Source organism: Rufibacter roseolus, assembly GCF_017916365.1.
GTDB classification, from domain to species: domain Bacteria; phylum Bacteroidota; class Bacteroidia; order Cytophagales; family Hymenobacteraceae; genus Nibribacter; species Nibribacter roseolus.
The window spans coordinates 733,696-760,673 of sequence record NZ_JAFMSU010000002.1; the positions used below are offsets into that span (position 1 = coordinate 733,696).

At 51.5% G+C, this 26,978-nt stretch carries 26 protein-coding genes; 6 read left to right on the forward strand and 20 right to left on the reverse strand.

The features are described from left to right. The first annotated feature begins 58 nt into the window (after positions 1–58). Together J3P35_RS12000 and J3P35_RS12005 are read left to right on the forward strand one after the other, a co-directional pair. Positions 59–1,009: a UTP--glucose-1-phosphate uridylyltransferase gene (locus tag J3P35_RS12000; protein WP_210464833.1), complete on the forward strand. Its 951-nt coding sequence runs from the start codon at positions 59–61 to the stop codon at positions 1,007–1,009. Between the two features lie 52 nt (positions 1,010–1,061). Next, a complete protein-coding gene (locus J3P35_RS12005) occupies positions 1,062–4,394 on the forward strand; it encodes a UTP--glucose-1-phosphate uridylyltransferase (RefSeq protein ID WP_210464834.1) in 3,333 nt (1,110 codons plus the stop codon). Between the two features lie 131 nt (positions 4,395–4,525). Here the strand turns inward: J3P35_RS12005 and J3P35_RS12010 are convergent, their stop codons facing one another. Then, complete coding sequence (locus J3P35_RS12010; RefSeq protein WP_210464835.1) at positions 4,526–5,065, reverse strand: 2'-5' RNA ligase family protein; 540 nt, start codon at positions 5,063–5,065, stop codon at positions 4,526–4,528. Between the two features lie 143 nt (positions 5,066–5,208). Between J3P35_RS12010 and J3P35_RS12015 the strand changes: the two genes are divergently transcribed. Further along, the gene (locus J3P35_RS12015) at positions 5,209–5,886 is read left to right on the forward strand and encodes a transmembrane-type terpene cyclase (RefSeq protein WP_210464836.1); all 678 of its coding nucleotides are present in this window, start codon (positions 5,209–5,211) and stop codon (positions 5,884–5,886) included. 124 nt (positions 5,887–6,010) lie between these two features. Here J3P35_RS12015 and J3P35_RS12020 read toward each other — a convergent pair whose 3' ends face one another. After that, positions 6,011–6,352 (reverse strand): antibiotic biosynthesis monooxygenase family protein, encoded by a 342-nt coding sequence (locus tag J3P35_RS12020; RefSeq protein WP_210464837.1) that lies wholly within the window; start codon positions 6,350–6,352, stop codon positions 6,011–6,013. A gap of 283 nt (positions 6,353–6,635) precedes the next feature. On the opposite strand from J3P35_RS12020, the gene J3P35_RS12025 reads away from it, so the two are divergent. The 3 genes from J3P35_RS12025 (at position 6,636) to J3P35_RS12035 (ending at position 9,604) form a co-directional block, all read left to right on the forward strand. Beyond that, complete coding sequence (locus J3P35_RS12025; protein ID WP_210464838.1) at positions 6,636–7,529, forward strand: aldo/keto reductase; 894 nt, start codon at positions 6,636–6,638, stop codon at positions 7,527–7,529. Between the two features lie 194 nt (positions 7,530–7,723). Next, positions 7,724–8,710, forward strand: a complete 987-nt coding sequence (locus J3P35_RS12030; protein ID WP_210464839.1) for an aldo/keto reductase — start codon at positions 7,724–7,726, stop codon at positions 8,708–8,710. Positions 8,711–9,142: 432 nt separating this feature from the next. Further along, complete coding sequence (locus tag J3P35_RS12035; protein WP_210464840.1) at positions 9,143–9,604, forward strand: DUF4268 domain-containing protein; 462 nt, start codon at positions 9,143–9,145, stop codon at positions 9,602–9,604. Between the two features lie 75 nt (positions 9,605–9,679). On the opposite strand, the gene J3P35_RS12040 is transcribed toward J3P35_RS12035, so the two are convergent. From J3P35_RS12040 to J3P35_RS12125, 18 genes are all read right to left on the reverse strand, one after another. Next, positions 9,680–10,000 carry a hypothetical protein gene (locus tag J3P35_RS12040; RefSeq protein WP_210464841.1) on the reverse strand — a complete coding sequence of 107 codons (321 nt, stop codon included), beginning with the start codon at positions 9,998–10,000 and terminating at the stop codon, positions 9,680–9,682. Positions 10,001–10,142: 142 nt separating this feature from the next. Continuing rightward, positions 10,143–11,330 (reverse strand): molybdopterin molybdotransferase MoeA, encoded by a 1,188-nt coding sequence (locus J3P35_RS12045; protein WP_210464842.1) that lies wholly within the window; start codon positions 11,328–11,330, stop codon positions 10,143–10,145. Positions 11,331–11,346: 16 nt separating this feature from the next. After that, positions 11,347–12,114, reverse strand: a complete 768-nt coding sequence (locus tag J3P35_RS12050; protein ID WP_210464843.1) for a sulfite exporter TauE/SafE family protein — start codon at positions 12,112–12,114, stop codon at positions 11,347–11,349. Further along, positions 12,111–13,196, reverse strand: coding sequence for a HesA/MoeB/ThiF family protein (locus J3P35_RS12055; RefSeq protein ID WP_210464844.1), 1,086 nt, complete (start codon positions 13,194–13,196; stop codon positions 12,111–12,113). The genes J3P35_RS12050 and J3P35_RS12055 overlap by 4 nt, the downstream gene beginning before the upstream one ends. 156 nt (positions 13,197–13,352) lie before the next feature. Continuing rightward, the gene (gene moaC, locus J3P35_RS12060; protein ID WP_210464845.1) at positions 13,353–13,832 is read right to left on the reverse strand and encodes a cyclic pyranopterin monophosphate synthase MoaC; all 480 of its coding nucleotides are present in this window, start codon (positions 13,830–13,832) and stop codon (positions 13,353–13,355) included. A gap of 200 nt (positions 13,833–14,032) precedes the next feature. Then, entirely contained in the window at positions 14,033–15,025 is a 993-nt protein-coding gene (gene moaA, locus J3P35_RS12065; RefSeq protein ID WP_210464846.1) for a GTP 3',8-cyclase MoaA, read from the reverse strand. A 3-nt stretch (positions 15,026–15,028) separates the two neighbouring features. Then, the gene (locus J3P35_RS12070; RefSeq protein ID WP_210464847.1) at positions 15,029–15,439 is read right to left on the reverse strand and encodes a molybdenum cofactor biosynthesis protein MoaE; all 411 of its coding nucleotides are present in this window, start codon (positions 15,437–15,439) and stop codon (positions 15,029–15,031) included. Positions 15,440–15,449: 10 nt separating this feature from the next. Then, positions 15,450–15,689: a molybdopterin converting factor subunit 1 gene (moaD, locus tag J3P35_RS12075; protein WP_210464848.1), complete on the reverse strand. Its 240-nt coding sequence runs from the start codon at positions 15,687–15,689 to the stop codon at positions 15,450–15,452. A 166-nt stretch (positions 15,690–15,855) separates the two neighbouring features. Then, complete coding sequence (locus J3P35_RS12080) at positions 15,856–18,075, reverse strand: xanthine dehydrogenase family protein molybdopterin-binding subunit (protein WP_210464849.1); 2,220 nt, start codon at positions 18,073–18,075, stop codon at positions 15,856–15,858. Positions 18,076–18,083: 8 nt separating this feature from the next. Continuing rightward, positions 18,084–19,064 (reverse strand): FAD binding domain-containing protein, encoded by a 981-nt coding sequence (locus J3P35_RS12085; protein ID WP_210464850.1) that lies wholly within the window; start codon positions 19,062–19,064, stop codon positions 18,084–18,086. Next, the gene (locus J3P35_RS12090) at positions 19,061–19,588 is read right to left on the reverse strand and encodes a (2Fe-2S)-binding protein (RefSeq protein WP_210464851.1); all 528 of its coding nucleotides are present in this window, start codon (positions 19,586–19,588) and stop codon (positions 19,061–19,063) included. Before J3P35_RS12090 ends, J3P35_RS12085 begins: the two co-directional genes overlap by 4 nt. Before the next feature lie 309 nt (positions 19,589–19,897). Continuing rightward, a complete protein-coding gene (locus J3P35_RS12095) occupies positions 19,898–20,494 on the reverse strand; it encodes a nucleotidyltransferase family protein (RefSeq protein WP_210464852.1) in 597 nt (198 codons plus the stop codon). Further along, on the reverse strand, positions 20,491–21,657 hold the full coding sequence (locus J3P35_RS12100; RefSeq protein ID WP_210464853.1) for an XdhC family protein: 1,167 nt from the start codon (positions 21,655–21,657) through the stop codon (positions 20,491–20,493). The genes J3P35_RS12095 and J3P35_RS12100 overlap by 4 nt, the downstream gene beginning before the upstream one ends. Positions 21,658–21,747: 90 nt before the next feature. Next, on the reverse strand, positions 21,748–22,212 hold the full coding sequence (locus tag J3P35_RS12105) for a hypothetical protein (protein WP_210464854.1): 465 nt from the start codon (positions 22,210–22,212) through the stop codon (positions 21,748–21,750). Between the two features lie 305 nt (positions 22,213–22,517). Next, the gene (locus J3P35_RS12110) at positions 22,518–22,742 is read right to left on the reverse strand and encodes a hypothetical protein (RefSeq protein WP_210464855.1); all 225 of its coding nucleotides are present in this window, start codon (positions 22,740–22,742) and stop codon (positions 22,518–22,520) included. Between the two features lie 314 nt (positions 22,743–23,056). After that, positions 23,057–23,506 carry a hypothetical protein gene (locus tag J3P35_RS12115; RefSeq protein ID WP_210464856.1) on the reverse strand — a complete coding sequence of 150 codons (450 nt, stop codon included), beginning with the start codon at positions 23,504–23,506 and terminating at the stop codon, positions 23,057–23,059. A gap of 295 nt (positions 23,507–23,801) precedes the next feature. Continuing rightward, positions 23,802–23,993: a cold-shock protein gene (locus J3P35_RS12120; protein WP_123125815.1), complete on the reverse strand. Its 192-nt coding sequence runs from the start codon at positions 23,991–23,993 to the stop codon at positions 23,802–23,804. Between the two features lie 193 nt (positions 23,994–24,186). Then, positions 24,187–26,916, reverse strand: a complete 2,730-nt coding sequence (locus tag J3P35_RS12125; RefSeq protein ID WP_210464857.1) for a S8 family serine peptidase — start codon at positions 26,914–26,916, stop codon at positions 24,187–24,189. Positions 26,917–26,978 lie beyond the last annotated feature (62 nt).

Genomic DNA, 26,978 nt, shown 5'->3' on the forward strand with positions numbered 1-26,978 from the left:
TTAATTAGTACTTGGAATATTTTGCTGATTCCCCAAATCACTGATATCATACCTGATTATGAAAGTAAGAAAAGCTGTCATTACAGCGGCCGCCCGCGGCGAAAGACTATACCCCGTAGCTGATACCGTTCAGAAAGCCATGTTACCAGTGGTGGACATTGACGGCCTGTCCAAACCCGTTATCCAGATCATTGCCGAGGAGGCTTTTGCCAGTGGCATTGAGGAAATCTGCGTGGTCTGCGCCCCCGGTGACGGTCCGCGCTACCAGGAGGCTTTCACCTCACTCCGAAATAACCTTATTGAGTCTTTCTCCGGCACCGATTGGGCCAAAGAAGAAGCCGAAAAAGTAGACAACCTGCGCACCCGCCTCCAGTTTGTAGAACAGACTGAGCCGTTGGGTTTTGGACACGCGGTTTACTGCGCCCGCGATTTTGTCAAAGAAGAACCTTTTTTGCTTCTGCTGGGCGACCATTTATATGTTTCTGACCTGCAACGCCAACGTTGTACTACCCAGTTGATCAACCTGGCCGTGCAGGAGGGTTGCGCGGTATCGGCGGTAAATCCCACCATTGAGCACCAGATCCATCGGTACGGCACCTTAACGGGCAAGCACCTGGCTAACCAGAAAGGAGTTTACCAAATTGACCGGATCATTGAGAAACCTTCTTTAAGCATCGCCGAGCTGGAACTGCAGACTCCTGGCTTAAGAGCCGGTTATTACCTCTGCTTCTTCGGGATGCACGTTTTAACGCCTACGGTTTTCGGTATTTTGGAAGCAAATCTGAAAAACGGCAGCCAAAACGTACAACTCACGCCCGCTTTGCAGGAATTGGCTGCCACGGAGAAATACCTGGCGCTGGAAGTCAAAGGCAACCGCTATGATCTCAGTAAAAAGCAAGGCTTGCTACAGGCCCAGATTGCTCTTGGTTTAGCCGGTCAGGCCCACGATGAAACCCTTACGTCCATGGTGGAACTCCTGGCCGAGGCCAATCAGCGGAAAACTAACTAAGGCATAAAATGCGCTTTATTCAGGACGTTCCAGATTGCATAGAAAGAGCCAGATGAACATATTTATACAGACCATTACCTCCACTAACCCCGAGGAACGGAACCGCTCCTTCTTCAAGATGAGCAAAGGGCTTTCCTCTAGAGAGCTGTTCCAGGCGTTGCGGGAGTTGGATGAATTCAGGAAAACCACTCCTAGTTTATACGATAAAGTACGCGCCATTCTTTTCCTGGCCGCCGGCTTCCGCTTTTTCCTCATGGAATCAGCCGATACACCTTCCACAGGGAAGATCCCGTACGCCGGGTTTGAAGACCTGTTATCGCGGCGTTTTGAGCAGGCCATTACTACCTTCTTCAAGGAAATTGATGCGCACGGTGCCAACGCGGCCTTGTTCAGCGGCTTAGCCGATAGCTACCACCATTTGTCATTCCAGATCCTGGCCGACCAGGTTCGCAAAAGCGTGCGCTCCAGCAAGGGAAACCAGTGGATGTTCAGGGTAGGGCACCAGGAGGAGCATCCTATCAGAATTCACCCGCAGTTGTTGCAGCGGCAGGAGAGTTCGCTTTTCTACCCGGTTTTGGAGGAACAGACTTCCGTACGGATGGACCTGACCCACAGCGGCTGGTCAGACATCTTCTTCCTGGGCATGGATTACCCCGAGGGAGCCCGCGTGCTTAATATCTCCATTGACTTAGGCGTGTTCGGGCGCGACAAAGACATCCGGCCGCCCTTGCAGTCCTATGTGCGGGTAATCCCTGAGCCGGTGCTGCGCCTGACCAGTATTGACTTAAACACCTCCAAGGATATTACCGAACTGGATGACCTATTCAATTTCGGGAACGATTACCTGAGTTTGGTGAAAGCCGGGGTGATTGCCTCTGGTTTGATTCCGCCGTCTTTTGAAGGCACAAACCAGTCTTTACCTGAAATCCTGTCCCGCATCGTGGCGCCCGGCATGGGTATTGAGCTGGTGACCCGGGTAAATGATATTCCCAAGGGTTCAAGGTTTGCCGTGTCTACGAACCTGCTGGGCTCCATCATCAGCCTGCTCATGCGCGCCACCGGCCAGACCCGTAATCTGGTAGGTGGCCTGGAGGAAAGCGAACGCCGCCTGGTGGCCTCAAGGGCCATTCTGGGTGAGTGGATTGGTGGTTCTGGCGGTGGTTGGCAGGACTCTGGCGGGGTGTGGCCGGGCATCAAAGCCATCCAGGGTACGTTTGCCCAGGAAGGTGACCCTGAGGCAGGCATCAGCCGGGGTACTTTGCTGCCGCGGCACCGGGTATTGCAAAACGGGGAAATTCATCCCGAAATGTCCCACAAGCTCATGAACTCGCTCGTGCTCATGCATGGCGGCATGGCCTCCAACGTAGGACCCATCCTGGAAATGGTGACCGAGAAATACCTGCTCCGCGGCGAGAACGAGTGGGAGGCGCGGCAACAGACGAACCAGGTTTTTGATAACATCCTAGCGGCCCTCAAAGAAGGTGACATACGAAAGCTGGCCGCGAATACCGCCCATAATTTTGAAAAGCCTATTAAAACGATCATTCCTTGGGCTTCCACGCACTTCACCGAGGAAATCATCCGGCGGGCAAAGAAGCAGTTCGGGGAGAATTACCTGGGCTTCCTGATGCTGGGCGGCATGTCCGGAGGCGGCATGGGCATGTTCGTGAACCCAGATCAGTACGAAGACTACAAACACCAGGTGCTGGAGATTCTGCGGGCCACCAAAAGCGAGCTGTCTGATTCCCTGCCTTTCGCCATGGAGCCGGTGGTCTACAATTGGCGCATCAACGAGAAAGGATCGTGGTCTTACCTGCACCAGGGCCAGGATGCCCTCATGCCTGAGCAGTACTATGGCATCCACGTCTCTGACCTGGTGAAGAAAGACCCGCAATCCATTTCTTATGTGCGGCGGGCAGAGATTGATTTCTTCACCACCCGGTGCGGGCAGGACAACGTGGCGTACCCGCTGCTGCGCACCATCGTGAGCAACCTATTCAAGGTGTCTGACCCGTCCAGCCAGGGCAGCCGCAGCCAGGAAAATGAGAAAGCCGACCGAATCAAAAAAGAGAACGGTTTTGATTATATCCAGCACGAGGAAATTAGGGAGCAACTGCAGAAAGGCTACATCGGGTTGTCCCGCAACCGTCTGCCCAACGAGACCACCATTGAAGACGTGCAGCCTTCAGACATCGCTAAGCTGGAAAGCCTTGATCAAGCTGCGCAAACCGGCGAGGAAGCAATTAGAGCCGGGAAGATAGCCGTGCTAAGTTTAGCCGCTGGCGTGGGCAGCCGATGGACCAAAGGCGCCGGCGTGATCAAAGCCCTGAACCCGTTTGTGGAGGTGGAAGGTGTGCACCGGAGTTTCCTGGAAATCCACCTGGCAAAAACCAAAGCCGTGTCCGCCAAATACGGGGCATTGCTGCCGCACATCGTGGCTACGAGCTACCTGACGCATGAACCCATCCGGAAGAAACTAGAGCTGACGCAGAAATACGGTTATGCCGGCCCGGTTTATCTGTCCACGGGCCGGTCCATCGGGCAGCGGTACGTGCCTATGGAGCGCGACCTCCGGTTCTTGTGGGAGGAAATGCCGCAGGAGACCCTGGACGAAAACAAGCAGAAAGTGCGCGAAGCGGGGAGAAGGGCCATGATTGGCTGGGCCAAGTCCAAGGGAGAAGGCTCCGATTATGTAGACAACATCGCCTCGCAGCGCTTCTCGCCTCTGGGCCATTGGTACGAGGTATCCAACATGCTGCGGAACGGTGTGCTGGCGCAGATTCTGGAGGAGAATCCTCAACTGGAGACCATTATGCTGCACAACATTGACACCCTTGGGGCCGATCTCAACCCTGCAGCTTTGGGTCATCACTTAGACTCAGGAAATGTGCTCACCTTTGAGGTGGTGCCACGCCGCATTGAGGACCGCGGCGGCGGGTTGGCCCGCGTGAACGGAAAAGTGCGCTTGTTGGAAGGCCTGGCCCAGCCACGGGAGGAAGACGAGCTGAACCTGAGCTACTACAATACCATGACTACTTGGATTCAGATTGATCCGCTGCTTGCCTTGTTCGGGCTCACCCGCACCGATCTGAAGGGGGAGGAGGCCGTGCTGGCCAAAGCGGTAAGAAGTGTGGCGCACCGCATGCCTACCTACGTGACCATCAAAGACGTGAAATACCGTTGGGGGCACGGCCAGGAGGACATCTACCCGGTGGCCCAGATTGAAAAGCTCTGGAGCGATATGTCGGCCTTGCCGGATATTAAGTGCGGGTACATTGCCGTGCCGCGGCAACGGGGCCAGCAGATGAAAGACCCCGCGCAGCTGGATGCCTGGGTTACCGATGGCAGCAAGGACTACATTGTTTCCTTAGGCGATTTCAAATAAGTTATTATTAAGAGTAACTACTCACCAAGACGGTTTACTTTTTCATTCCGGCCTTCAACAGAAGGTGCTCAGGATTGGAAAGGTAAACCGTCTTTATTTTTAACTACCTCTCCGCAAACTAGATTCTGTGCCTAATGAATCTGTTTGGAGGCTGTTTTTTCAAAAACAGGCTGAAAAGGAAACTCCTTGAGCAGTTTCCAAGGGCCGCCCTGGTATTCCCAAAGGGTAAACCCGATGCCTGAAATCTGAAATGGCTGGAAAGATTGTCTCAGGCGGTGCTCCAGGCCTTTGGCTTCCTCAGGCTTTACTTTGTTTTGGATGGTGATGTGCGGGCGGAGTTTCTGTTTGTCCTGCGGAAGAAGGAACAGTTCCCATTGCTCTTGTAAGTACCTGTGCAACTCCTGCAGTTCTTCACTGGCTATTCTGTAGGCTACCCCTTTGCCCAGGCTCATGAGGTCAGTTACTTCTAAAGTGATTTGGGGTTGTTTTTGGCAAATCTGCTCCAAAGTTTCTTTGATGACTTTCTCCGTTGGCGGCAGATGATGAAACAAGGTTAAGTGGGCCTGCAGGTAATTTCGCTCGGGTGGGAAATGCTGGGTCCGTAATTGGGTGAAGAAATCAGCGGCCTCGGGATCAAGGGTGAGCGTTAAGATCAACGGGTTTAACTCCATGGGGCTTATAGGCTTGTTGCGTAGGGTTTTATTCCAGCTTTGGATTTTAGGTTCTACTCCGATTTCTGCTTCTGGTTCATTTCTAATGGAGTAGGAAGTCTGAAGAAAAATTGCCTGGTGCCCTAACCTAAGTGGGGTTGTACATGTTAGCAGAAGGTATGTTGCAAGATCCGGTTCACCTAGACGCTACGTTAAGCAGTTTTCTGATGATCGGCAGTGGCCTCTTCTGGACCATCGCCTATATCCTGATCCTGAGAAGAGGTTTCAAAGACAGGTTTTATGGCATGCCCATGGTGGCTTTATGCGCCAATTTAGCCTGGGAGTTCATTTTTTCCTTTGTCCACCCGCATCCGCAGCCGCAGTTGTCCATAGATTACCTGTGGCTGCTGTTTGACGTAGGCATTATGGTGCAGTACCTGCGGTTCGGCCGCGGCGAGTTCCCCCAGCATCTGCCCCAAAAGCTTTTCTACGCTACCTTCCTCTTTACCCTGGTTTACTGCGGGTTGCTGATCTCGTTTATGGCCCGGGAGTTCAACGACTACATTGGCATTTACGCCGCCTTTGCCCAGAACCTGATGATGTCGGTGCTTTTCGTGCGGATGCTGCTGAAACGGAACAGCTCGGCCGGGCAATCGCTTTATATTGGCCTGAGCAAGTTAGTAGGCACGGTTTTCCCATCGGTGCTGTTTTACCTGTATTTCCCCAACTCATACCTGCTGATGCTGCTGTACTTCGGCATTTTTGTGCTGGACCTGGTGTACGTACTGCTGCTGTACTCCGTGATGAAGGCAGAAGGCATCAAACCCTGGAAAAGGCTGTAAAGCCACTATTGATTTAGTCTGTTCAGAAAAGCAATAAAGGAGGTTCATTCAAGAGCCACTTTAATACCTATGTTTCTGATTGGTTTGAAAGGCGAAAATGGATGCAATTGACCGTAGTTTAGGGTTATGGTGTTCTTGAACCCGGGAATTCCAATTGCATTACTGTTTTAAATTGGCCAGGCTCGGCCTCAGAGCAAAGTTCTAGAATTGAAGACAGGGCTTTTCTAACGTTCTCATCGCTCCTCATGGCCTGGATGTCTTCCAAAGACTCCCATGGCCCAAATGAATAAAACACCAGCGGATCATCAATACTCTGGATCAAGGTTCCGCGTACCGGAGGGGAGTTGGGCACCTGGGACAAAGCCTTTCCGAACTGCTGCCAAGCTTGCAGGAATGCTTCTGTTTTTCCTTCCTGCACATGCCAAAGCGCGTGGGTGTAATAGTTTTCTTTCATGTCAGTAGCCATTTGGTAAGGTATTATTAATCAAGGGAAATAGGGTTAAAGGTTGAAATGGAGTATCTAAAAGGTTATTAGCTATAATCTTCTCTTTATACGCTTGAGATACCAATTCAGAAAAATTGCCCCTCACGGCCTTTTTACTACATCTTCCTTGCAGACAATCCGTTTCCTTTACTTTACCCTGGCTTTTGGGTTTAATGGTTACTTTTAGGAAATCAGGCCCTAAACCCGATTCCTGTTACCTTTGGTTCTGGAGGTTTTCGCCTCTTGTAAAGCAGAAGATGAGCATATGAACTATAAACTACTAGGCACCTCAGACTTAGAAGTGAGCGAGGTGAGTTTTGGGTGTATGTCCCTGACCGGGTCCGAGGATGAAAATATCAGGCTATTGCACTTGGCGCGGGAAAACGGAATCAATTTCTTTGACACTGCTGACCTGTACGAGAAAGGCAGGAACGAGGAAACCGTAGGCAGGGCTTTCAAAGGCCAGCGCGACCAGGTGATCATTGCCACCAAAGTGGGCAACCAGTGGCGCCCCGATGGCAGCGGCTGGGATTGGAACCCTACCAAGGCGTACATCCTGGAGGCGGTAGAGCAAAGCCTGCGGCGCCTCCAAACAGATTACATAGACTTGTATCAACTGCACGGCGGAACCATTGAAGACCCTATTGACGAAACCATTGAGGCCTTTGAACAGCTAAAACAGCAAGGCAAAATCAGGCACTACGGCATCTCGTCTATCAGGCCTAATGTGATCAGGGAGTACGTGAAGCGTTCTAACCTGGTAAGCGTCATGATGCTGTACAGTCTGCTGGACCGCCGTCCCGAGGAACAGATGCTTGACCTGCTACACCAACACCAGGTTGGAGTATTGGCTCGCGGAAGCCTGGCGCAGGGGCTTTTACTGGGCAAAACACCCAAACCTTATCTGAACCATACCACGGTGGAGGTGACCCAGGTGGCCGAGGCTGTGAAGGCCATCGTAGGAGCGGATCATGCCAAAGAAGCCTCGGTGAGATATGTCCTGCACCATCCGGCGGTGACCACGGCGGTGCTGGGCATCAGAACTGAGTCGCACCTAAATCAAGCCCTGGCCCTGGCGGACGTACCTGCCACTTCCCCAGAGGTTATCAAAGCGCTGCAGACCCAGGTTCCCACTGATATCTACCAGCAACACCGTTAATCAAAGGTTGGGAAAGCAAGGCAGAACCGGTTAAAACCGAATCTGGTTTGTCTTTCCTGATTTAAGGCCGTTTACCTGAAACAGGGGTAAAACAAGGTGCTTGGTCCAAGACATTTTCAAAATCCAGGTCAGGGCTTTATCTTTTCGGGTCCATCTGGAGTACATACCTTTATTGTATCCATAAAACAGAACACATGAACTATAGAGTATTAGGGAAAACCGGCTTCAACGTATCTGAAGTGTCATTGGGAACCTGGCAAGTGGGAGGCCGCTGGGGTGAGCCCTTCAGCGAGCAGACCGCAGAAGCCATCATCCACTCGGCTATTGACGCGGGCGTGAATTTCATAGATACCGCCGATGTGTACAGCGATGGCCTGAGCGAAGCTGCGGTGGCCAAGGTGGTGAAAAGCCGCTCAGAAGAGGTTTTCATCGCCACCAAATGCGGACGCCAGATCCAACCGCACGTAAGCGAAGGCTACACGCCAGAATCTATCACCAGGTATGTGGAAGGCAGCCTTCGCAACATGAACCTGGACACCCTGGACCTGATCCAGCTGCATTGTCCACCCACCCAGGTGTACACCCGCCCCGAGATCTTCGAGACCTTTGACCGACTCAAGGAACAGGGCAAAATCCGGAACCTGGGGGTAAGCGTGGAATTAGTGGACGAGGCGCTCATGGCAATGCGTTTCCCTAACGTGACCACCGTACAGGTGATTTTCAATATGTTCCGCCTGAAACCTATAGAGCAGCTGTTCCCGGCCGCTCAGGATAACAACGTGGGACTTATTGTTCGGGTACCGCTGGCCAGCGGATTGCTATCGGGTAAGATGTCGCACCAGACCACGTTCAATTCACAGGACCACCGCGCGTTCAACCGGAACGGTGAGGCGTTTGACAAAGGGGAGACCTTCTCGGGAGTAGATTTTGACCTGGGCCTGGAGGCCGTGGAAGAACTGAAGAAATTATTTCCGGGAGAGGAGCCTTTGGCCGCCTGGGCGCTGCGTTGGGTGCTCATGTTCCCAGAGGTTAGTACCGTAATTCCAGGAGCTTCGCGCCCTGAGCAGGTGACTTCTAACCTGGCGGCCGCCGCTTTGCCTGCTTTAACTCAGGAGCAAATGGAGGGCGTACGCACCATCTATGACCGGTACATTAAACCCACCGTGCACCAGCAGTGGTAAGTCTCATTTAAAGCCAAGCTTTTTGAGTAGTTTCTTCTTTCCTGAGGTTTGATCTGGTTTACAGAAAAGGCTAAAGGGGAGAGGAAACCCTGGGGAACGGGCAAATAAAAAGGGGGCGTCCCCCGATGCCCCCTTCTCAGACAAAATATAAAACCCTGTGATGGAGTTTGATATACAAACCCTATCTGAAAGCAAAGTACCGTTATTCTCAGTCCACTTGAAATACCTAAAAATAAGTATTTCTAGCCTATTTTTTAGGGAGAACTCCCTTTGAATGAAGCACTTTTGGATTTAACAAAGTAGCTGTTGTACTTAATGTATGTAGGTACTTATAATTAATCCCCAGCCTTAAATTTGCCGTTCTCTCTGTAGGGGCCATAAAGGAATTTTCCATGGCATGGCGACTTAATTAAACCAACAGAATCCCCAGTTATGTACACCAGAGAACAAGCCTCGCAGCTAAGACAAAGTTTTTGGACCACCTTTGGCCAGTACATCGCGCCGCACCCCTCCGCCGAAGGCTTGAAGATCAACTGGTCTAACTACAAAACCGGACTCAAGCATGTGTACTTCAGGATGCGGGCCGAAAACAAATCTGCCTCCATCGGGATTGAAATGACCCACCCAGACGCCGAAATCCAGGAGCTTTTCTTTGAGCAATTTCTGGAGCTGAAAACCTACCTGCATGAAACCCTGGGCGAGGAGTGGGAATGGGATCTGCACACCACCAATGAGTACGGAGAGACCATCAGCAGGATCTACAAAGAGATAGGCCCCGTGAACATTTTCAACCGGGAAGACTGGCCCACTCTAATTTCCTTCTTCAAACCCCGCATCATTGCCTTAGATGAATTCTGGAGCGACGCCCAGTACAGCTTTGAATCTCTGAAATAAAGGCCCAAGGAGCGCATTACCATTGGGCCAGCAATTTGCCTGGTAAGGTAAGGAAAAATGTAAGGAAAGTTTCTGTCACCAAAGCGGCTGCGCTTCGTCTTCTTCTCCGTTATACCGGCGGTAGAACCCAGATTTGTCATGCAGGGGATTACCTTTCCCCTCTAAATGGTTCTGCAGGTCACGGTGCATTTTGAGCTGGTCCAGGTGCATAAACTCCTTCCACAGTACCTGGTCGTTGAGCGTCATGCTCTCTACAATCTCTGTTAGATCCAGGCTTTTTCCCTCGGCTATTTGTTTCTGCAGATGCGGGTCAGTGCTCAACTGATGCTGGATTTTTTCCCGGAAATAACCATTCAGTTCCCGGTAACGGTCTTCATCCCACCCTTTGTTATCCATGGTAATCTTCTTTGGTCTCAGCCCTCATGTACGTAATACCGCTCTCCTAAAGGGAAACTTGCGGACAGTTTTTGCCTGCTTTCCCAAAATCAGGCGTAAAACGGAAGCAAACCAGAGGGTAAACACAGGGGTTTGAGATAAATCATAGCAAGGTAATGGGAAAGGCCTCTCCGGCAGAAAAGGTATCCGGTACGGCTGGCAGACTTAGTAGGGCATCGGCTTCCAGAATGCTGGTGAGGTCCCCGGACCCGGTGCTTTGGATAGGAGTGGCCTGCAGAAGTCCCAAGTGGTTATGCAGTTTTACCGGCAAGTGGTAAGTGAGGTTCGGCCGGAAATGGACGTTCTGGGTTAATTGCGCGTAGGCCTCAACTGATGAAAGGTTCAACGAAGCCCTGAGCCAGGGCCGGAAGAAAAGCTGGTAACACACAAAGGTAGATACCGGGTTGCCGGGCAAACCAAACACCACCTTCTGCCCGGGCAGGGTCCCGAACAACATAGGTTTGCCGGGTTTTTGGGCTATTCTATGGAAAACAGACTCAAAACTCAAAGTCGCTAATACCTGCGGCAGAAAATCGAACTTACCCTTGGAAACTGCCCCGGATAGAATCAGCACCTCATGCTCTGCGATGATCTTCTCCAGACTGGCCTCCATGACCTGAGGCACATCTGGCAGGTGGTAAAGCGAAGCCTGGATACCTTCTCCTTGTAAAGCAGCCGCCAGCATATACGCGTTTGACCTCCTGATCTGGTGCGGCAGCGGCGTCTCCTTTATTTCCACCAACTCGTCGCCGGTAGAGCAGATGGCTACTTTTGGAAGTTTATAGACTTTCACTTTGGCCAATCCCACTGAGGCAAGCGTGCCCACTATGGCCGGGGTGATTTGTACGCCAGCGGTAAGCAAAGTTTCTCCTGCCTTTTTATCAGAACCTCGCCGGTGGATGTTCTGTCCCGCCTTTACGTGCTCGATTTGAACCTTGGCTACCTTGTCCTGCAAGAGGCAGTCTTCGTAGGGGATTACCGCATCAGTATTGACTGGGAGCATGGCGCCCGTCATAATCTCGATACAAGACCCGGTTTCCTGCAAAATAGTCTGGGGCGCACCGGCTGCCTGGATTTGCTCCACCAGGAAAGCCCTAGCGCCGGAGGCAAAATCATGCGAGTTGATGGCAAAGCCGTCCATGGTCGCCCGGTCAAAAGGAGGGAAGTCCCGGTCTGCGGTGACCTCCTGCGCCAGCACCCGGCCCATTGATTGAAGCAAGTCTATTTCTTCCAGGGGCAAAGCGGCTTTATGCTCCAGTATCAGTTGTAAGGCTTCTTCTACAGATATCATAGGGGTACGTCAAGCCCTAAAGATAACTGAAAACCAGCTTCAACCCGATGAAAAGGACAAATGCACCCGTTAAGCCTTTCACAGCCTGGGGCTTTATCTTTTGTAAGCTAAGCCGCGTTCCCAGTTGACCGCCCAGGAAAACCGCCAGCAACAGGGGCCACAGGAAGGTACCATCCGCCATGAAATTGCCGCTGGCTACCTGGCCCAGCACCCCGGCCACCGAGTTCACCAGAATGAAAAAGGAAGCCAGAGCGGCAATCGTCCGGGCATCGGCCCACTTGAGCAGGTGCAGGACCGGCGACAGCAGAATACCGCCGCCAATACCTACCAACCCCGAGACAAAGCCCGAGCTGGCCCCCAACAGCAAATTGAAAAGCCAGGAATGCCGGGCATACTCCATGCGCTGAGCTACAGGCTGGGTGAAGAACTGTATAATCAGTAAGGCACCGGAGAACGCCAGCACGGCTCCCAGACAGATAAAGAAAACCGATTGCTTCAGGCTGAAGGTGGCGCCCAGAAAAGCGGCAGGCACGCTGCACAAGGCCAAGGGCAGAAACTTCCTGAAGTCAAAAAGCCCTTGTTTGATGAACAGGTACGTGCTTCCCGAAACCACTACCAGGTTGCACAGCAAGGCAGTTGATTTAATCTCCAGGAAATTGGGCAACAACAGCGCCAGCAGGGCCAGGTAACTGGAGCCGCCGCCAAACCCCACCGAGGAATACAGTGTGGCAATGACAAAGAAACTGAAGATCAGCAGTACCAGATTCAAGTCCAAGTCCATCATTTCACCACCAGTTTGTTTCTTAACTGGGTTTGCCAGGCCTCCATGCCGCCCGCTAAACTATAGACTTCTGCTGCCGCCTCATTTTCAAGGAGCATTTCGGCGGCTTTCCGGCTGCGGCTTCCTTTCTGGCATATGGTAATGATGGGCAGGTGCTGGGGTAAATGTTCCATCTGGTTCCGGAACACCGATAAAGGCGTCAATAAGGACTTCTGCAGGTGCCCTTGTACGTATTCATCCTGCTCCCGCACGTCCAGCAACAGCATTTTCTTGCCGTTTCCTACCCATTCATAGAGTTCGGCCGCCGTGACCTCCGGAACCGTGGTGCAACTGGCCACAGCATAGGAATCCTGCAGACTGGTAATGCACTGGTTGTCCGGGTTGGCTTTCAGCTTGATCTTGTATTGGCTTTGGTTCAGGTAATCCAGCATAAGCAGGTAACCAGAAAGCGATTTCCCGATACCGGTAAGCACTTTCACTGCCTCTAAGGCTTGCTGTAGCCCAACCAATCCGGGAACCACGCCCAGGACACCTGCCGTATTGCAATCCGGTATTTCCTGCGCCGAGGGCGTTGTAGGGTAGAGGCAACGGTAGGTTGGACCACCCTCCAGATTGAACACACTTACCTGGCCTTCATACTGGTGCAGGGCGCCATACACAAATGGTTTACCCAGAAGCACACAGGCATCATTGATGAGGTAACGGGCCTCAAAATTATCGGTGGCGTCTATAATCAGGTCATAGCCTTCCATGATTTCCAGCGCGTTCTGCGGCGTAAGATGCGTAGGGTAAGAGTTCAGCCGGATCTCAGGGTTCAATTGCGCCAGTTTTTGCGCGGCTACTTCCACTTTCAGTTGTCCCACCTCTAGGGTGCTGTACAAGACCTGCCGATGCAGATTGGTAAGGCTGATGTGGTCCCCGTCTACCATGCCCAACGTGCCTATACCCATGCCCACCAGATACTGCAGTACCGGAACCCCCAGTCCGCCGGCGCCCACCACCAGAACCCTGGCTTTGCTTAGTTTCTGCTGCGCCTCCGCTCCGAAGCCAGGGAGCTGCAATTGCCGGTTATAACGGTTGTCCATGGGTTAGTTTAAGGTTGCTGTTAAAGAGTAGTGATAGATTTGGAGTAGTGATAGATTTGGCATGATAGATTTCATCTGCCAAGAGCAATTTTGAGGTTGATATCAGCTTGAGCAGAAAACTTGATTAGTAACTCAAATAGGAGCACTGACGTCCCCTCAGCGGGCTGCATGGATATCAGACTTACCCCCGGTTTTTTCTACCAGTCGGATTTCTGAAATAACCATATCATGGGTGAGCGCCTTGCACATGTCATACACGGTGAGGGCTGCCGCCGAGACGCCCGTCAAGGCCTCCATCTCTACGCCGGTTTTTCCTTCGCACCGTACCAGGCAAGTAACCTTAAGGGAGAAGTTGTCAGTGGGTTCAATGTTCACTTTACAGGTAGACAGGGCCAAGGGGTGGCAAAGCGGAATAAGGTCTGATGTTTTCTTTGCGGCCATGACCCCAGCGATAATCGCTGTCTGGAAAACCGCGCCCTTTTTGGTGAGAAAGTCCAGCTCTGCCAACTGCCTGAAAACGGCCTCAGGAAAACGCACTATGCCCTCGGCAATGGCCGTTCTGGTAGTCACCGCCTTAAGCGACACATCTACCATGCTGGGCTGGCCCTGTTCGTCTATATGTGAAAGTGAACTCATTTAAATGATTAGTCTAAAGCTATTTATAGGCTGTTTTTAAGAAATTGGCTTAATAACAGTAATCCAATTCTGGCCGGTAAAGTAAATGTCTTACTTCAATAATTCACCTGAATCTGGAGGGAAGTTTTTGTTGGCCAAAGCTAGTCCGCCTGCTCAAAAGAACTCGTAGCGTCCGAAGGACTTGCGAGCGCCTGGGGCCATTACCCGCCCAGCACCGACATGGATTCATGCCTTTTTTGGGAGACACTTGCCTCGGCGGCAAAGCCGTCCTTTTCGCGGTTGCTTATGGCCACCCTTATTTCCCTTTCCAGTTCTTCGGGAGAAGCCCCTTGTCTTACCAGATCGCGCAGGTTCAGGGCAGGAGGACCGTAAAGGCAGGTGCGGAATTCTCCGGTAGCGCCCAGCCTGATGCGGTTACAGGTGCCACAGAAGGTCCGGCTGAAGGACGGAATAATCCCGAAGGTGCCTTTATAGCCTGGTACCCGATAGTTGACCGAGGTAGAGGTAGGTTCGCTCTGCAGTTTCTCCAACCCCGGGTAATGATCCTGGATGTGCTGGTAAATCTCGCGGTGGCTCCATTGCGGCAGGAGAAAGGTATCGCTGCCGTTGAAGGGCATCTCCTCCAGGAACCGGACAGCTAGCGGATAGTCTTTCGTCAGTTCCACAAAAGGGAGAATGTCCTGGATGTTCTTGTCCTCGGCTACCACGCAGTTGAGCTTTACCCCGAAACCTGATTCCAGCAGTTGAAAGATACTGGCGTACACAGATTCAAAACGATCGCGGCGGGTAATGCGGAAAAAGCGCTCCCGGTCTAGGGAATCAAGGCTGATATTGATTTTCCGGATCCCGATTTCCTGCAGGGCTTTAATCTGGCCGCTGGTGAGCGAGCCGTTGCTGGTCACGGTGATTTCCTCCAGGCCGGGTATTTTACTCAACCGGCGCAAGAACGGAATGATGCCTGCACGTACAAAAGGCTCGCCTCCGGTGATCCTTATTTTTTTCACGCCCAGGCTGCAGAAAAGCGAAGCGAGGTTGTGCATTTCGTCAAAGGACAGCAGTTCCTGGCGAGCGGCAAAATCCATTCCTTCCTCTGGCATGCAGTAATAACACCTGAAGTTGCAGCGGTCAGTAACCGAGAGCCGCAGGTACGTCAATTGCCGGCCGTATTTATCTATCAATGGGGACTTGCTCATGGCTTAAGGGTGGGCGTTAACCCACACACTGTTGTCTTGGTAATATTCTTTCTTCCAGATAGGCACGGTCTTCTTCAGTTCGTCAATTAAAAACCTGCAGGCGGTGAAGGCCACATCGCGGTGCGCCGAAGCCACCCCGATGATGACCACCGGCTCACCCACCAGTTTCTCGCCTACGGCATGCAGCATGACCAGTTTTTCAATAGGCCATTGCTGTTGGGCTGCCTGGGCCAGCTTCTGCATCTCCTTCAAGGCCATGGGCGCATATGCCTCAAACACCAGCTTCACTACCTCTTTGCCTTGGGCGTGATTCCGCACGGTACCCACAAACAGGTCAATCCCGCCCGCCCCCGGGTGCTGTAAGTAGCTGTAGGCTTCGTTCAGGTCAACGTCTGTAACTAGTTTAACTAACATGCTTTATCGTTTACCCGCCGCTCACCGGTGGAATAAGCGCCACTTCCTGCCCGGACCTTAGAGGCTGATCGTCATCGGCGTATTCACTGTCAACGGCCACAGCCAGGGAACTCAGTTTTTGCATGGCTGGGTACTTTTGGGCCAGCCATGCCTTCAATTGGCCCACGGTCTGCAGCGGTTCCTCAGGCGCTACCGTTAAGGTAGATCCTCCCACAATTTCCCTGGTTATACCAAACAGGAGTAATTCCATTCTTCTCTTCTTAATTCAGATTTGTTGTTTTCCGGCTTTTACTTCCGTTCTACAACAATTAATAAATTTACCGCTCTTTTACAGGAAGGCCAAAAAAGTAACCCCTTCTGTAAATCTATTTAGCGCCTGTTTTTAGATCTTTTAGGTAAAAACAGGCGCTAAACGGTTAGAGTAATTTATCTAAGGTAATAGGTAATTCCCGGATTCTCTTGCCCGTGGCATGGAAAACCGCATTACAGATAGCCGGGGCCACACTCACAATACCAATCTCGCCTAGTCCCTTTGCGCCCAACGGGTTCACTATTTCGTCCTTCTCCTCCACAAAAATCACGTCTGTTTCATGCACATCGGCAGAGACCGGCAAATGGTATTTGTCCAGGTCATGGGTCATAAAACGCCCGAGGTTATGATCCAGCACCGTGTGCTCCTCCAATGCTACCCCAATGCCCCAAACAGACCCGCCCAGAATCTGACTCCTGCCGGTTTTAGGGTTGATGATGCGGCCGGCCGCCACCGCGGTGACTATGCGGGTTACCTTCACGGTACCTAGCTCCTCATCCACTTGCACCTCCACAAACGTGGCCGAGTGGGAATAGCTGGAGTATTTTTTCTGTTTACTGTCTGGTTTCTGAGAAGCCTCGGCTTCCAGCGGCTTGCCTTCATTTTGGTCCAGAATGGCCTGGAGGCTAATGGAAGTGGCTGGTGCATGGGTCAGGAACATTTGTTTGTTGGCAAAAGACACATCGGCTAGTTTAGCTTCTGAAAATGGAGAGTTTTTCATTTTTTGGGCCATTTTTAGCAACTGCTCTTGTAATTTCTCGCACACCAGTTTCACCGCCGAGCCTACCGAAGATACGGTCCAGGAACCGCCTTCCAGGGGAGATTTGGGCATGGTAGAGTCACCCAGTTCAAACGTCACGTCCTCCAGCGGAAGGCCCATGACCTCGGCGGCGATCTGGGTCATGACGGTGTAAGTGCCGGTACCTATATCAGCGGTGGCGCTGGAGACCGTCAGTTTGCCGTTTGGGCTTAACACCGCTTTGGCCGAGGCTTCCTGCTGTTGGGCTTCCCAAGCTCCGTGGGCCACTCCCCAGCCAATGAGCTGATGCCCTTCTTTCATGGAGCGGGGTTCCATTTTGCGGTTGGCCCAGCCAAATTTCTCGGCACCCTGCCGGTAGCATTCTTTTAGTTCCTTGCTGGAGTGTGGCTTGTCTTCGTTCAGGTCTTTTTCGGTGTAGTTTTTCAGGCGGAATTCCAAAGGGTCCATTCCTATTTGAAAGGCCATCTCATCAATGGCGCATTCCAGGGCAAACGTGCCGGTGGTGCCTCCCGGGGCCCGCATGTCCAGGGGCGTGTACACGTCCAGGTCTACCAGTTGGTGGCTAACCTCCACGTTGTCGCAGTCATAAAGCACACCGGGCCAGATTACCACATCCTCATTGTAGTCCTCAAAACGGGAGGTTTCAGCAATGGCATTATGCGTGATGGATTGCAGTTTGCCATCTGGGGAGGCCCCGATGGCTAACCGTTGAACGGTATGAGGCCGGTGCCCGAAGGAGAACATCTGCTGGCGCGTGAGAACCACTTTCACTGCTCTTTTCAGTTCCAGGGCCGCCAATACGGCCAAAAACAGCTGGTACTGCGGCCGAAGCCCAGAACCGAAGGCGCCGCCCACAAACGGGGAAATCACCTGCACATTTTCTTTGGGTATCCCGAAGGCGTTGGAGATATATTGCTGGCTGTTCTGCACCCCCTGGATTTTATCATAGACGGTCAGCTTGCCGCCTTCCTTCCAAATGGCAATAGAGGCGTGCATCTCCATGGGGTTATGGTGGTGGGCCGGATGGGCGTACGCTTGCTCCAGTTTCACTTCTGCTTTATCAAAGGCCCCCGCGGCATCTCCGCGCGGATCAGAAGGAGGAGGGGATTTATATTTCTTGGGTTTGTAGGCTCTGGGCAGATTCGCTTCCAGGTCTGTCTCGTGCGGCTGCGCCTCATATTCTACGTGCACCAGAAGGGCTGCATACCGCGCCAGTTCATAGGTGTCTGCCACCACCAAAGCTATAGGCTGCATGCTGAATTTAATCTCATTGCTGCCCAAGGGGCGGAAAGGGGAGCCGGGTGGGGCATCCTCATCCTGGTGGTGCTTGTCAAACCAGGAGTAGCCGGGTCGGTTTTCATGGGTGAACACCTGATGCACCCCGGGCAACTGGAGGGCGGCGGAGGTATCCATATGTTTGATCTTTCCCTTGGCTATGGCGCTGTTGACTACTACGCCATACAGCAGACCAGGAACCTCAAATTCAGCGGCGTATTTGGCTTCTCCGGTAACCTTGGCCCGGCCGTCTACGCGGTTAGCGGGAGTACCTGTATAGTTCTCTTTCATGGTATCGCTTATCTGTTGGTGGCCTGTTCCAATGCCCGTACTATGGCTCGCTTGGCCAATTCAATTTTGAAATCATTATGGCCAAACCCCTGCGCTCCCTGCAGGTATGCTTCTGCCACTTTTCTGAAGTTATCCCTCGTGGCTTTTTGCCCTTGCAGCAATGCCTCTGCCTCTGGTACCCGCCATGGTTTATGGGCTACCCCGCCTAACACAATGCGCGCTTCTTTGATTGTGTCTCCTTCCAACTCCAGCGCGGCTGCTACAGACACCAAGGCAAACGCATAGGAGGCCCGGTCTCTGAGTTTGAGATATGTATAGTGTTTGGCAAATCCTTTGGCGGGCAGCTCAATAGAAGTGATGATTTCATCTGGTTGGAGGTTGGAGTCCAGGTGCGGGGTGTCACCCGGAAGGCGGTGGAAGTCAGCAAAAGGAATAGCTCTTTCCCCGTTTTTCCCGGTAACGTGCACGGTTGCTTCCAAAGCTGCCAGAGCCACACACATGTCCGAAGGGTGGGTGGCAATGCAATGCTCGCTGGTGCCCAGAATAGCCAGGTCTCGGTTATAGCCCTGGATGGCCGAACAACCGGAGCCCGGCTCCCGCTTGTTACAGGGCGTTTGGGTATCATAGAAATAGTAGCAGCGGGTGCGCTGCAGCAGGTTGCCGCCGTCAGTGGCCATGTTGCGCAGTTGCGCGGTGGCCCCGGCCAGAATGGCATGGGAGAGAAGCGGGTAACGGGTTTCCACCAGTTCATGGTAGGCGGTATCGGCGTTTTTAGCCAAGGCTCCTAACCTGATTCCTCCGGCCTCTGTTTCCTCAATGGTTTCCAGGGCTATCTGGGTGATGTCCACCAAGTGACTGGGGCTCATGACATCTATTTTCATTAAATCCAGCAGATTGGTTCCGCCGGCAACGAATTTGGCACCCTCCAATGAGACTTCCTGCACGGCGGTGTCTACATCCTGGGCTTGGGTAAACGTAAATGGTCTCATAATCCGGTATTTTTTTCCAGTGCCTCCTGCGCCACTTTTACAATGTTAATGTAGGCTCCGCACCGGCAGATATTGCCGCTCATGAGATCCCTGATATCGTCCAGCGTCTTGGCTTTGCCTTCGTTCACCATGCCAATTACTGAACAGATTTGCCCTGGGGTACAGTAGCCGCACTGGAAAGCATCATGGTCAATGAAAGCCTGTTGCACCGGGTGCAGTTCTCCCTCTTTGGCCAGGCCTTCTACGGTGGTGATTTCTTTGTTTTCTTGCATCACCGCCAGGGTAAGGCAGGAATTGATGCGCTTGCCGTCCAGCAGAACCGTACAGGCCCCACATTGTCCGTGGTCGCATCCTTTTTTGGTTCCGGTTAACTGAAGGTGCTCCCGCAAGGCGTCCAGCACAGAGGTCCAGGGGGCAAGTTGGAGTTGGTGGGTGGTCCCATTCACCCGAAGGGTAACCGTTCGGGTGTCGGGCAATTGCGGGCGTACGGCCGTTGTTGCCTGAAGAGAATTTTCTGTGTTCATGGGGGTTCTGGTTGAACAAGTGAAACTTACTTTTAACAGGTGCCAGTCATGTTTTCCAGGTTTTCTCACAGGCATCTTTTACACCTATCCAACCACACCCAAATTGGCGAACCATTTGCAATTGTCTTTCTTACGGGGCACACGCAGTTCTGTTAGGTCATTTAAGTAAATGATGGTGAAATGCCCTGTAGCAAAAACAGCTGTTTTAACCCTGCTTTTTTTAAATCAGGGACAAAACAGCTGCTCAGCCAGGGCCTTGCGCGGTAGTATTCCAGCGCAGGCGAACCATAAAATAAGGAAGGGATATTACTACTTAGTCTCGCCCGCTTTCAGAGCGGCATAATCTTCTGGGGTGTCAATGTCAGTGGCGCCGGCTGGGAATGGAAGGGAGATAACCTCTGAAGCATATAGCCCGAGCAACTTTTTAGCGCCTTCCTGGCCCTGCAGCTGCAACAATTGCGCGAAGAATTTTTCAGGAAACAGAACGGGAGCCCCTAATGTGCTTTGGTAGCTACTCGCCACTATTTGCTGGGTATTCTCCTGGTGGGCCTGAATAAGGCGGTTTAGGATATCAGAAGAGACAAAGGGTTGGTCGCAAAGCATGATAAGCGCCGCCGTACAGCCTGAAGAAACTTGTTGAAGGTGGATCAAGCCCGTCCGGATGGAAGAAGCCATTCCCTCAGACCAGGCTGGATTCAGAACCACCTGCACCTGAGTTGAGTCTAATTGGGGCAAGATGGCCTCGGCCTTAGCTCCTAACACCACAATGACCGGGGTTCCGGTAGAATCCAAGGCCGCCTGGAGGGCATGTTGCAAAAGCGTTTGTCCTTGGTAGACTAGCTGTTGCTTGGCCTGGCCTAAGCGGCTGGAGGAACCGGCGGCAAGTACAATGATCCCGGTGGTCATGCAGGGCAGGACGTAATTGGGTAAACTGCAGGGGCAGCAGATTGGGCATGGATACTTTCCTGCTTGTCTCGCAGAAAACCAGCATTTCTGCGGGCTAAAACGGCTTTGATTTCAGCGAGAACAGAAAGGGCTATTTCTTCTGAAGTTTCTGCGCCAAGGTCAAGGCCTACGGGCCCAAACACTTTGCTTAGTTGGGATTCGGTCAGGGTCAGGCCTTCCTCCTGAAGTTCGTCTAACATGCGCTGCATTTTCTTCTTTGGCCCCAAAACACCCACGTAGGGCAGAGGAAGAGGCAAAAGCAACCGCAGCATGGCCAAGTCATAGTTATAATTGTGCGTGAAGAGCAGAAAGATGGTATTCTGGTCCACCCTGACCTGGCTAAGAACCTGCTCTGGTTTGGCTACCAATACTTGCCGGGCATTGGGGAAGCGCTCTTGTGTGGCATAATTTGCGCGGCCGTCTATCACAGCAGTGGGCCAGCCCAGCAAATCTGCCATGGTCACCAAAGGCATCACGTCGTTTCCGGCCCCGCAGATGACCAAGGCAGGGGCGGGTTGAATTACCTCCAGAAATGCGGTGAACGTGTTTTGGCCGTGTTTATAGGATTTTGTGCTGGAAACAAGGTTTTGCTTTGCTTCCAAAACATCGGCCTTGATCTGGGCTAGAAGGGAACTGGGCAATGCGGGGGTAATCTCTTCCTCCCCAGATTGGTTAAGGTAACAGGTGCCAGGTTGCGGGCCCTTTCGGTCATACAACGAGAACAGGGTAATTACTACGGTCACCTGTCGCTGACTAATAACCTTCTGCAACAGCGCCAGGGGATGGTTAGGCAAGTTTAGGTCTATGGGTTCAATTAGGATATGGATGATGCCGTTGCAGCCCAGGCCCACGCCCAGTTTGGCGTCATCGTCATCCATGGTGTCGTATTTCACCAGGGCTGGTTTCCCTTCGTTCATGGCCATGCGGGCCTTACGCAGAGCGTCACCTTCCAAGCATCCGCCGCTAATGGCGCCAGTAAGCAGGCCATCCTCAGAAACCAGCATGCGGGCTCCGGGCCTGCGGTAAGAAGAGCCTTCCACGTGTACCACCGTGGCCAGGGCGGTCTGTTTTCCTTCTGCGGTATGGCGGGCAAAAGCCTCCACAATATCCTGTATTTCCTTCATGAGCGCTGTTCTTCTGGTTTAGTAGCCAATGGCCAAACGAAGATAGCACTTCTACTCTTTTGATAGGCTTGGGGTTTAGGGGCTGATTTTCTAAAAACCGTCGTCTTCCGCATCCTGGGCCTGAACGCCCGGCGGATTGAACAGGCCCCACTTGTCTGTGACGTAGTTCCAAGGGTCAAAGCCCTGCACCCAATCCACGAAGAGGTACCGGTATTCCTCCACGGCTTCGCGCAGCAGGTGAAAATACTGCACATCCTTAAAACCGAACATCTCAAGGCTGTTGCAGTGGGAGAGGAGATCGTTGGCGGCTTTTCTGATGAGGGTAGCGTTTTCCATACGCAGGTCATACAGGTCAGCCGCCTCGGCGCCGGCTACTTTCACCGTCAGAAAGGAGGCATCCAGGAGCATGTACTCTTTCAGGGAAGAAAGAATCTCGTCCTCTTCGTCTATAAGACCCGCAATTTTTTTGGTGAGACTGAAAATCTCTCTTCCTTTCAGGTACAGCGGAAGTTGCTCAGGCACAGCGAAGCCTTCATCGTCATCGGGTGGAAGCATAGGCAGGTGGCTTTTAGTAAATCTACTGAAGAATTGAGAAAGGATTACTAGAAAATTTGTTTTCTTTTTAAGTTCTAAGGGATTTTTGGAGCAAGAATGGGGTGAGTTGGAGCGGCTTACGGAAGAATCAGTAAGAGGCAGCTAGGTCAAAATTTAGAAGGGAGCTTTGGTGGAAGGATTTTGGCTCTATTTTTTATAAGGCCATCTAAACGGGCAATTACCCCAAGGCCTGGTTCTGGAGAACCAATAGGGAGTTTTGTTCAGAATGGAGAGAAAAGCCGAATGGCCCTTCTCCGGAAGGAGGATTAGTTTTTCTTCCTTCCGGGCAGCGTTAGCTCAGGGCAAGGTGCCTGCATGTCTGAGGAGAAAGGCATGGGATTCCATGAACCGGTCACAAAATCAGTGATGTAATCAGAGGAATGCCCCATCCGCTTCAGGCGCATGGCCAAAACAAGGTTCGCAACAGACATCTGCTCTGAGGGCCCTGCATACTGGTGCGACTGTAAAGGACTACCAAAAATATGATCCATCAGATAACTACTCAACTATTAAGTATTAATTTATACATATAGTAACGATGGAAAAATACTAAATAAACTTAAACAGGCAAGCAAAAAGAGCGACTTTATTTTTACTAGAAAACCACTTTAATTTTTTTGAATAAATAATCCCTGTTAAAGGTCTTTTAAACAAAATCACTATTTAAAAGCTTTTAGCACAACTTTGTATTTCCTGTAAGATGAAGTGGGGCAATATCTGCTTGAAAGTTAGTTATTTAAGGTTGCTTTCTTTAACATTGAATCAATTCTGTGAATGTTAATAAAAAGCATATTGCCTTTTTAGGCTAACCTAAGTTTTGCACCTTTTGGGTAATCTCCTCTATCAGGTCTTCGCACCAGCGGGCGGCTATTTCATCTGATTCCTTTGTAGACCAAGACTCCAGATAAGCTTTCTCTATCCAAGTGGTGTTCTTATCTGGACCCACCTCATAGGAAGAATACTCAAGTTTGAATACCAACTCCTTACTCATGTCAAAGGTCTGGGCACCGGCAGGTTGGAACCCATTTAGCCGAAGCCTGAGACCTACCTGTTGCACGTTTCCGTTTTCTATGCTGATTTCCTTTTCTGAGAAGCCAGACCGGTCCTTCGTCCAGTTGTCTACCACGCGCTCCAGGTTGAAATCATCAAAGAGCGGGGTAATCTCGGTCAGGTTCTGAAAAATGTGCTCGGCTAATTGGGGCAGAATCTTGTTGTATAAATGAAGAATAGCTTCTTTGTCTCTGGTGTGCTGCACTGCTTTGTATGGTAAGTTGGTGAAAGGTCCTCCTTGTTATAGAGAGGGATAGACAAAGTACGGGCAAACCAGAGAGATTGCAGTCACAGCAGGTCAAAAAAAGGATTGAATGGATTCTTGGTGATTTGATTTCAGGAGAAGGAGGAAGTAGTTATCACCAGGCAAGTGGCGGCCCTTGATAAAACCATTCCCCTTTTAAGGTAATAATTAGAAAGGAGGCTAAAACAGGTGAGGGTGGGCAAAAAAAAGCCCTGCCTTTTGGCAGGGCTTTTTTTGATGTCTTTATCACTAAAGACTAAGCGAGTCTAACGTTTACCGCGTTTAGCCCTTTTTTGCCTTCTTTGAGTTCAAAAGTAACTTCGTCATTCTCTCTGATTTCATCTACCAGACCAGAAACGTGTACAAAATACTCTTGGTTTGAATTGCTGTCTTTAATGAATCCGAAGCCTTTTTCGGTGTTAAAGAATTTTACTTTACCGTTGTTCATATTGTTTTTGATTATTCAGGTACTACCAAGTAAGTAAAAAAATCGTTCAATAGTATCTTAGTTTAAGAAAAAAAATTATTTTTTTCGGTATATACGATAGTATTAACCTCAAGGTAAACCCACTTTTCTAGTTAGAAGGCAAAAAAGAGGCCCTCATGCGAGAGCCTCTTTTCCCAACCTAACTTAAGAATAATTACTTGGCCAAAACCATTCTGTTGCTGATCTCTTTACCCTTGGTAGAAACCTTGTACAGGTAAGTACCGGCCGGTAAGTTATCGGCTTGGAAAGGCACTGAGTACGAACCGGCTCCTTTCTCTTCGGCCACCAGGGTGCGCACTTTGCTTCCTTTCAGGTTGTACACCTCAATGGTTACAAAGCCAGCTTCTTCCAGGGAGTAAGAGATAGTGGTAGTACCGGTAAATGGATTTGGATAAGCGTAGTTTCTAGCTTGTGCCTGAGCAGGCAAACCAATGGCTGCGGAGCTGGCAGTTGCGGTTGGTTGCGTTACTGCGTTCCAGCTTTCGTGGGTACGCGTAACAATCACGGCAAACTCTGCTCTGGTAACTTCCTGCAAAGGCTTGAAGTTGGCGTGCATCTTAGGGAACAAGTCAAATGGGCCTTGGGTCACAGAGTAGTAAGCGTTGATCAGGTTTAGATCAAGGGCCACACTCACGTAGCCTTCCAGTCCGGCAGGAATAGAAGCGCCGTCTTCAATAGGGTAAGATTGCCCGTCAATCGTCACAGAAACTGGTTTGCCGTTGCGTTGCAGCGCGTATTCCTGCAAGCCTAAAGACTGCACCAAAGAGTAAGCCAGTTGCGCCCGTTGCACGGTGCCGGTAGGGTTGAATTTACCGGTAGTCGCAGGCAGCATCACTCCGTTGAAGTTATGGGCTCTGTCTCTCAGGGCGGCGCCTTTAGCAGTTACTGATTCACCCAGCAGAGTTTGCGTGCCACTCAGGTCAGTGAAAGACAAAGTGCCGGTGGTAGGCATGAACTGCCGGATTCCCTGGCCCATCATGAGGTAATCTGCCAGATCAATGCGCTTCAAAGTTTCATTTGGTTTGAACCCGGTGGAAAGCCCATCCATCAGGCGTCTGGAAATGGCCATTTTAATGGAAGCTTCGGCCGGGTGGCCAGCAATGTCAGTTAAACCAGTGGTTCCGGTGATCTTGGAAGTGTTCAGCGTTCCATTGATCGTTTCAGGCAGAGCCAGACCGTTCAGGCCCTCGGCCTTCAAAGTCCACGTGCCTGGTTCTGGAGAAGCTACAGCCATGCCTCGGTCAGAGTACAAAGCGAAGGCCACCGGAATACCGGAGCGGTACTCAACACCACTAGGTGACAGCAGGATCAGGTTCACCGGATTACCAGTTTGACCCAAAAGACCGGTGGCGTTGAATTTGGCTTCGATGCTGTTGGTACCGGAAGCCACGTTGAATGTGATTTGGTTGCCGGCCGCTACCACAGGGTTAAAGTTGATGGTGAAGGCCTGAGACTCAGAAGAAGTGTTCACTGAGCTTTTGAAAGTACGGGCATAGTTCAGGAAGGCACCAAAAGCAGTGTTTCTGTAGATGTGGTCCACCGCTGCGTAGGCATTCACGTAGCCGGACCCTACTTCCCAGGACTCATGTCCGGGCATGTTGGTGGCGGTCTTCTGCAGAATCTCTTTCACCTGGCCGGGAGTCAAGGAAGGGTTTGCCTCCAATAATAAAGCCACTACACCTGCTACGTGCGGAGTAGCCATGGAAGTACCACTCATATGCGCATAGAAGGGAATATGCGCCGGATCCAACAACTCCACATCCATCTGCGCGGATAAAGATGACACAGGAGCGATGGCTCTTGTAGAAACCACGTCCACCCCAGGACCAACAATGGTTGGGCGGTTTTCATATTTCCAGGTCTGGTCTTCATAGGTAAAGGTACCGCCTTCGCCTTTCACCCCGCGGGAAGAGAAGTCGGCCAGCTTACCATATTTATCACCAGCCCCCACAGAGATCACCCAGGGAGCGATGGCGTAAGGGTTGTGGGTGTCAGAGCTGGGACCGTCGTTTCCGGCCGCAAAAACAGAGACTATCCCTAAATCATAGGCTTTCTTGGAAGCCAAGTTCACTGGATCAAACGGGTCAAAATCGCCGCTGGTACCCCAGGAGTTGCTGATAACCCTGATGCCATACTGGAATTGGTGGGTCAAGGCGTAGTCATAACCTCCAAGGGCGTCCAGGATGAACAGCGCCCCACCTGATCCATAGCCAACTAGGGTAGCACCCGGAGCCACTCCGGCGTACAGGCCGTTTGATCTGGCGCCGTTTCCGCCCACTGAACCCGCACAATGGGTACCATGGCCAGAATTGGTGTCAGTGTTCGGAACATTCTCCAGGTAAGTAACCGGCAGGAGGGTAGACAGGGAAGAAAGATTGGTTGAACCCAGAACGTTCTGCACCAGGTGCGTCCCCAATTTCACGTCCTCATGGGTTCCGTCAACGCCACTGTCGTTGATCATCACGCCTACGCCTTTGCCAGAAATTGGAACTCCTTTGTTGCGGGTGGTAAAGTTCTGGTCTTTTCTAAGACGCTGCACCCCGGTTAAGTTGGTGTCGTCATGGTTGAAGTAAGACAGTTTCTTGTTCAGGTAAATGGAGCGGACGTAAGGGCTTTTAGATAAGGCATCCACCTGCGCCTGGGTGGCTAATAAACCGGCAATAGGCAGGTTTTTGAAGGTGAGGCCCTTGTTGAGGCCCAGGCTTTGCAGGAGTTGCAGGTGCGTGCTGCTGGGAGCGCCGGACCCATTGAAGGTCACTACCACCTGAACGGGAGTAGTAGCAGATTGAAGTACCTGAACCAATTGTTTGTCAACAACGGCTTGACCAAAGGCTTGGGCCCCCAGGATGAAGGCTAGCGCAAAGACACTTAGTACTTTCTTCATGGTTTGAGAATAGAGGTTAGACATAAATGTTTGTTAGGTGAGAAATAGGATTGGTGCATTTA

Bases quoted from the DNA above. Each gene is read 5' to 3' on its own strand.
- J3P35_RS12045 (WP_210464842.1), bottom strand. From the start codon at position 11,330: ATGATATCTGTAGAAGAAGCCTTACAACTGATACTGGAGCATAAAGCC.
- moaD (WP_210464848.1), bottom strand. From the start codon at position 15,689: ATGGAATTACTCCTGTTTGGTATAACCAGGGAAATTGTGGGAGGATCT.
- J3P35_RS12050 (WP_210464843.1), bottom strand. From the start codon at position 12,114: ATGATGGACTTGGACTTGAATCTGGTACTGCTGATCTTCAGTTTCTTT.
- J3P35_RS12015 (WP_210464836.1), top strand. From the start codon at position 5,209: ATGTTAGCAGAAGGTATGTTGCAAGATCCGGTTCACCTAGACGCTACG.
- J3P35_RS12110 (WP_210464855.1), bottom strand. From the start codon at position 22,742: ATGGATCATATTTTTGGTAGTCCTTTACAGTCGCACCAGTATGCAGGG.
- J3P35_RS12000 (WP_210464833.1), top strand. From the start codon at position 59: ATGAAAGTAAGAAAAGCTGTCATTACAGCGGCCGCCCGCGGCGAAAGA.
- J3P35_RS12085 (WP_210464850.1), bottom strand. From the start codon at position 19,064: ATGAGACCATTTACGTTTACCCAAGCCCAGGATGTAGACACCGCCGTG.
- J3P35_RS12025 (WP_210464838.1), top strand. From the start codon at position 6,636: ATGAACTATAAACTACTAGGCACCTCAGACTTAGAAGTGAGCGAGGTG.
- J3P35_RS12020 (WP_210464837.1), bottom strand. From the start codon at position 6,352: ATGGCTACTGACATGAAAGAAAACTATTACACCCACGCGCTTTGGCAT.
- J3P35_RS12035 (WP_210464840.1), top strand. From the start codon at position 9,143: ATGTACACCAGAGAACAAGCCTCGCAGCTAAGACAAAGTTTTTGGACC.
- J3P35_RS12095 (WP_210464852.1), bottom strand. From the start codon at position 20,494: ATGACCACCGGGATCATTGTACTTGCCGCCGGTTCCTCCAGCCGCTTA.
- J3P35_RS12040 (WP_210464841.1), bottom strand. From the start codon at position 10,000: ATGGATAACAAAGGGTGGGATGAAGACCGTTACCGGGAACTGAATGGT.
- J3P35_RS12005 (WP_210464834.1), top strand. From the start codon at position 1,062: ATGAACATATTTATACAGACCATTACCTCCACTAACCCCGAGGAACGG.
- J3P35_RS12125 (WP_210464857.1), bottom strand. From the start codon at position 26,916: ATGAAGAAAGTACTAAGTGTCTTTGCGCTAGCCTTCATCCTGGGGGCC.
- J3P35_RS12055 (WP_210464844.1), bottom strand. From the start codon at position 13,196: ATGGACAACCGTTATAACCGGCAATTGCAGCTCCCTGGCTTCGGAGCG.
- J3P35_RS12100 (WP_210464853.1), bottom strand. From the start codon at position 21,657: ATGAAGGAAATACAGGATATTGTGGAGGCTTTTGCCCGCCATACCGCA.
- J3P35_RS12010 (WP_210464835.1), bottom strand. From the start codon at position 5,065: ATGGAGTTAAACCCGTTGATCTTAACGCTCACCCTTGATCCCGAGGCC.
- J3P35_RS12090 (WP_210464851.1), bottom strand. From the start codon at position 19,588: ATGAACACAGAAAATTCTCTTCAGGCAACAACGGCCGTACGCCCGCAA.
- moaC (WP_210464845.1), bottom strand. From the start codon at position 13,832: ATGAGTTCACTTTCACATATAGACGAACAGGGCCAGCCCAGCATGGTA.
- J3P35_RS12080 (WP_210464849.1), bottom strand. From the start codon at position 18,075: ATGAAAGAGAACTATACAGGTACTCCCGCTAACCGCGTAGACGGCCGG.
- J3P35_RS12070 (WP_210464847.1), bottom strand. From the start codon at position 15,439: ATGTTAGTTAAACTAGTTACAGACGTTGACCTGAACGAAGCCTACAGC.
- J3P35_RS12120 (WP_123125815.1), bottom strand. From the start codon at position 23,993: ATGAACAACGGTAAAGTAAAATTCTTTAACACCGAAAAAGGCTTCGGA.
- moaA (WP_210464846.1), bottom strand. From the start codon at position 15,025: ATGAGCAAGTCCCCATTGATAGATAAATACGGCCGGCAATTGACGTAC.
- J3P35_RS12105 (WP_210464854.1), bottom strand. From the start codon at position 22,212: ATGCTTCCACCCGATGACGATGAAGGCTTCGCTGTGCCTGAGCAACTT.
- J3P35_RS12030 (WP_210464839.1), top strand. From the start codon at position 7,724: ATGAACTATAGAGTATTAGGGAAAACCGGCTTCAACGTATCTGAAGTG.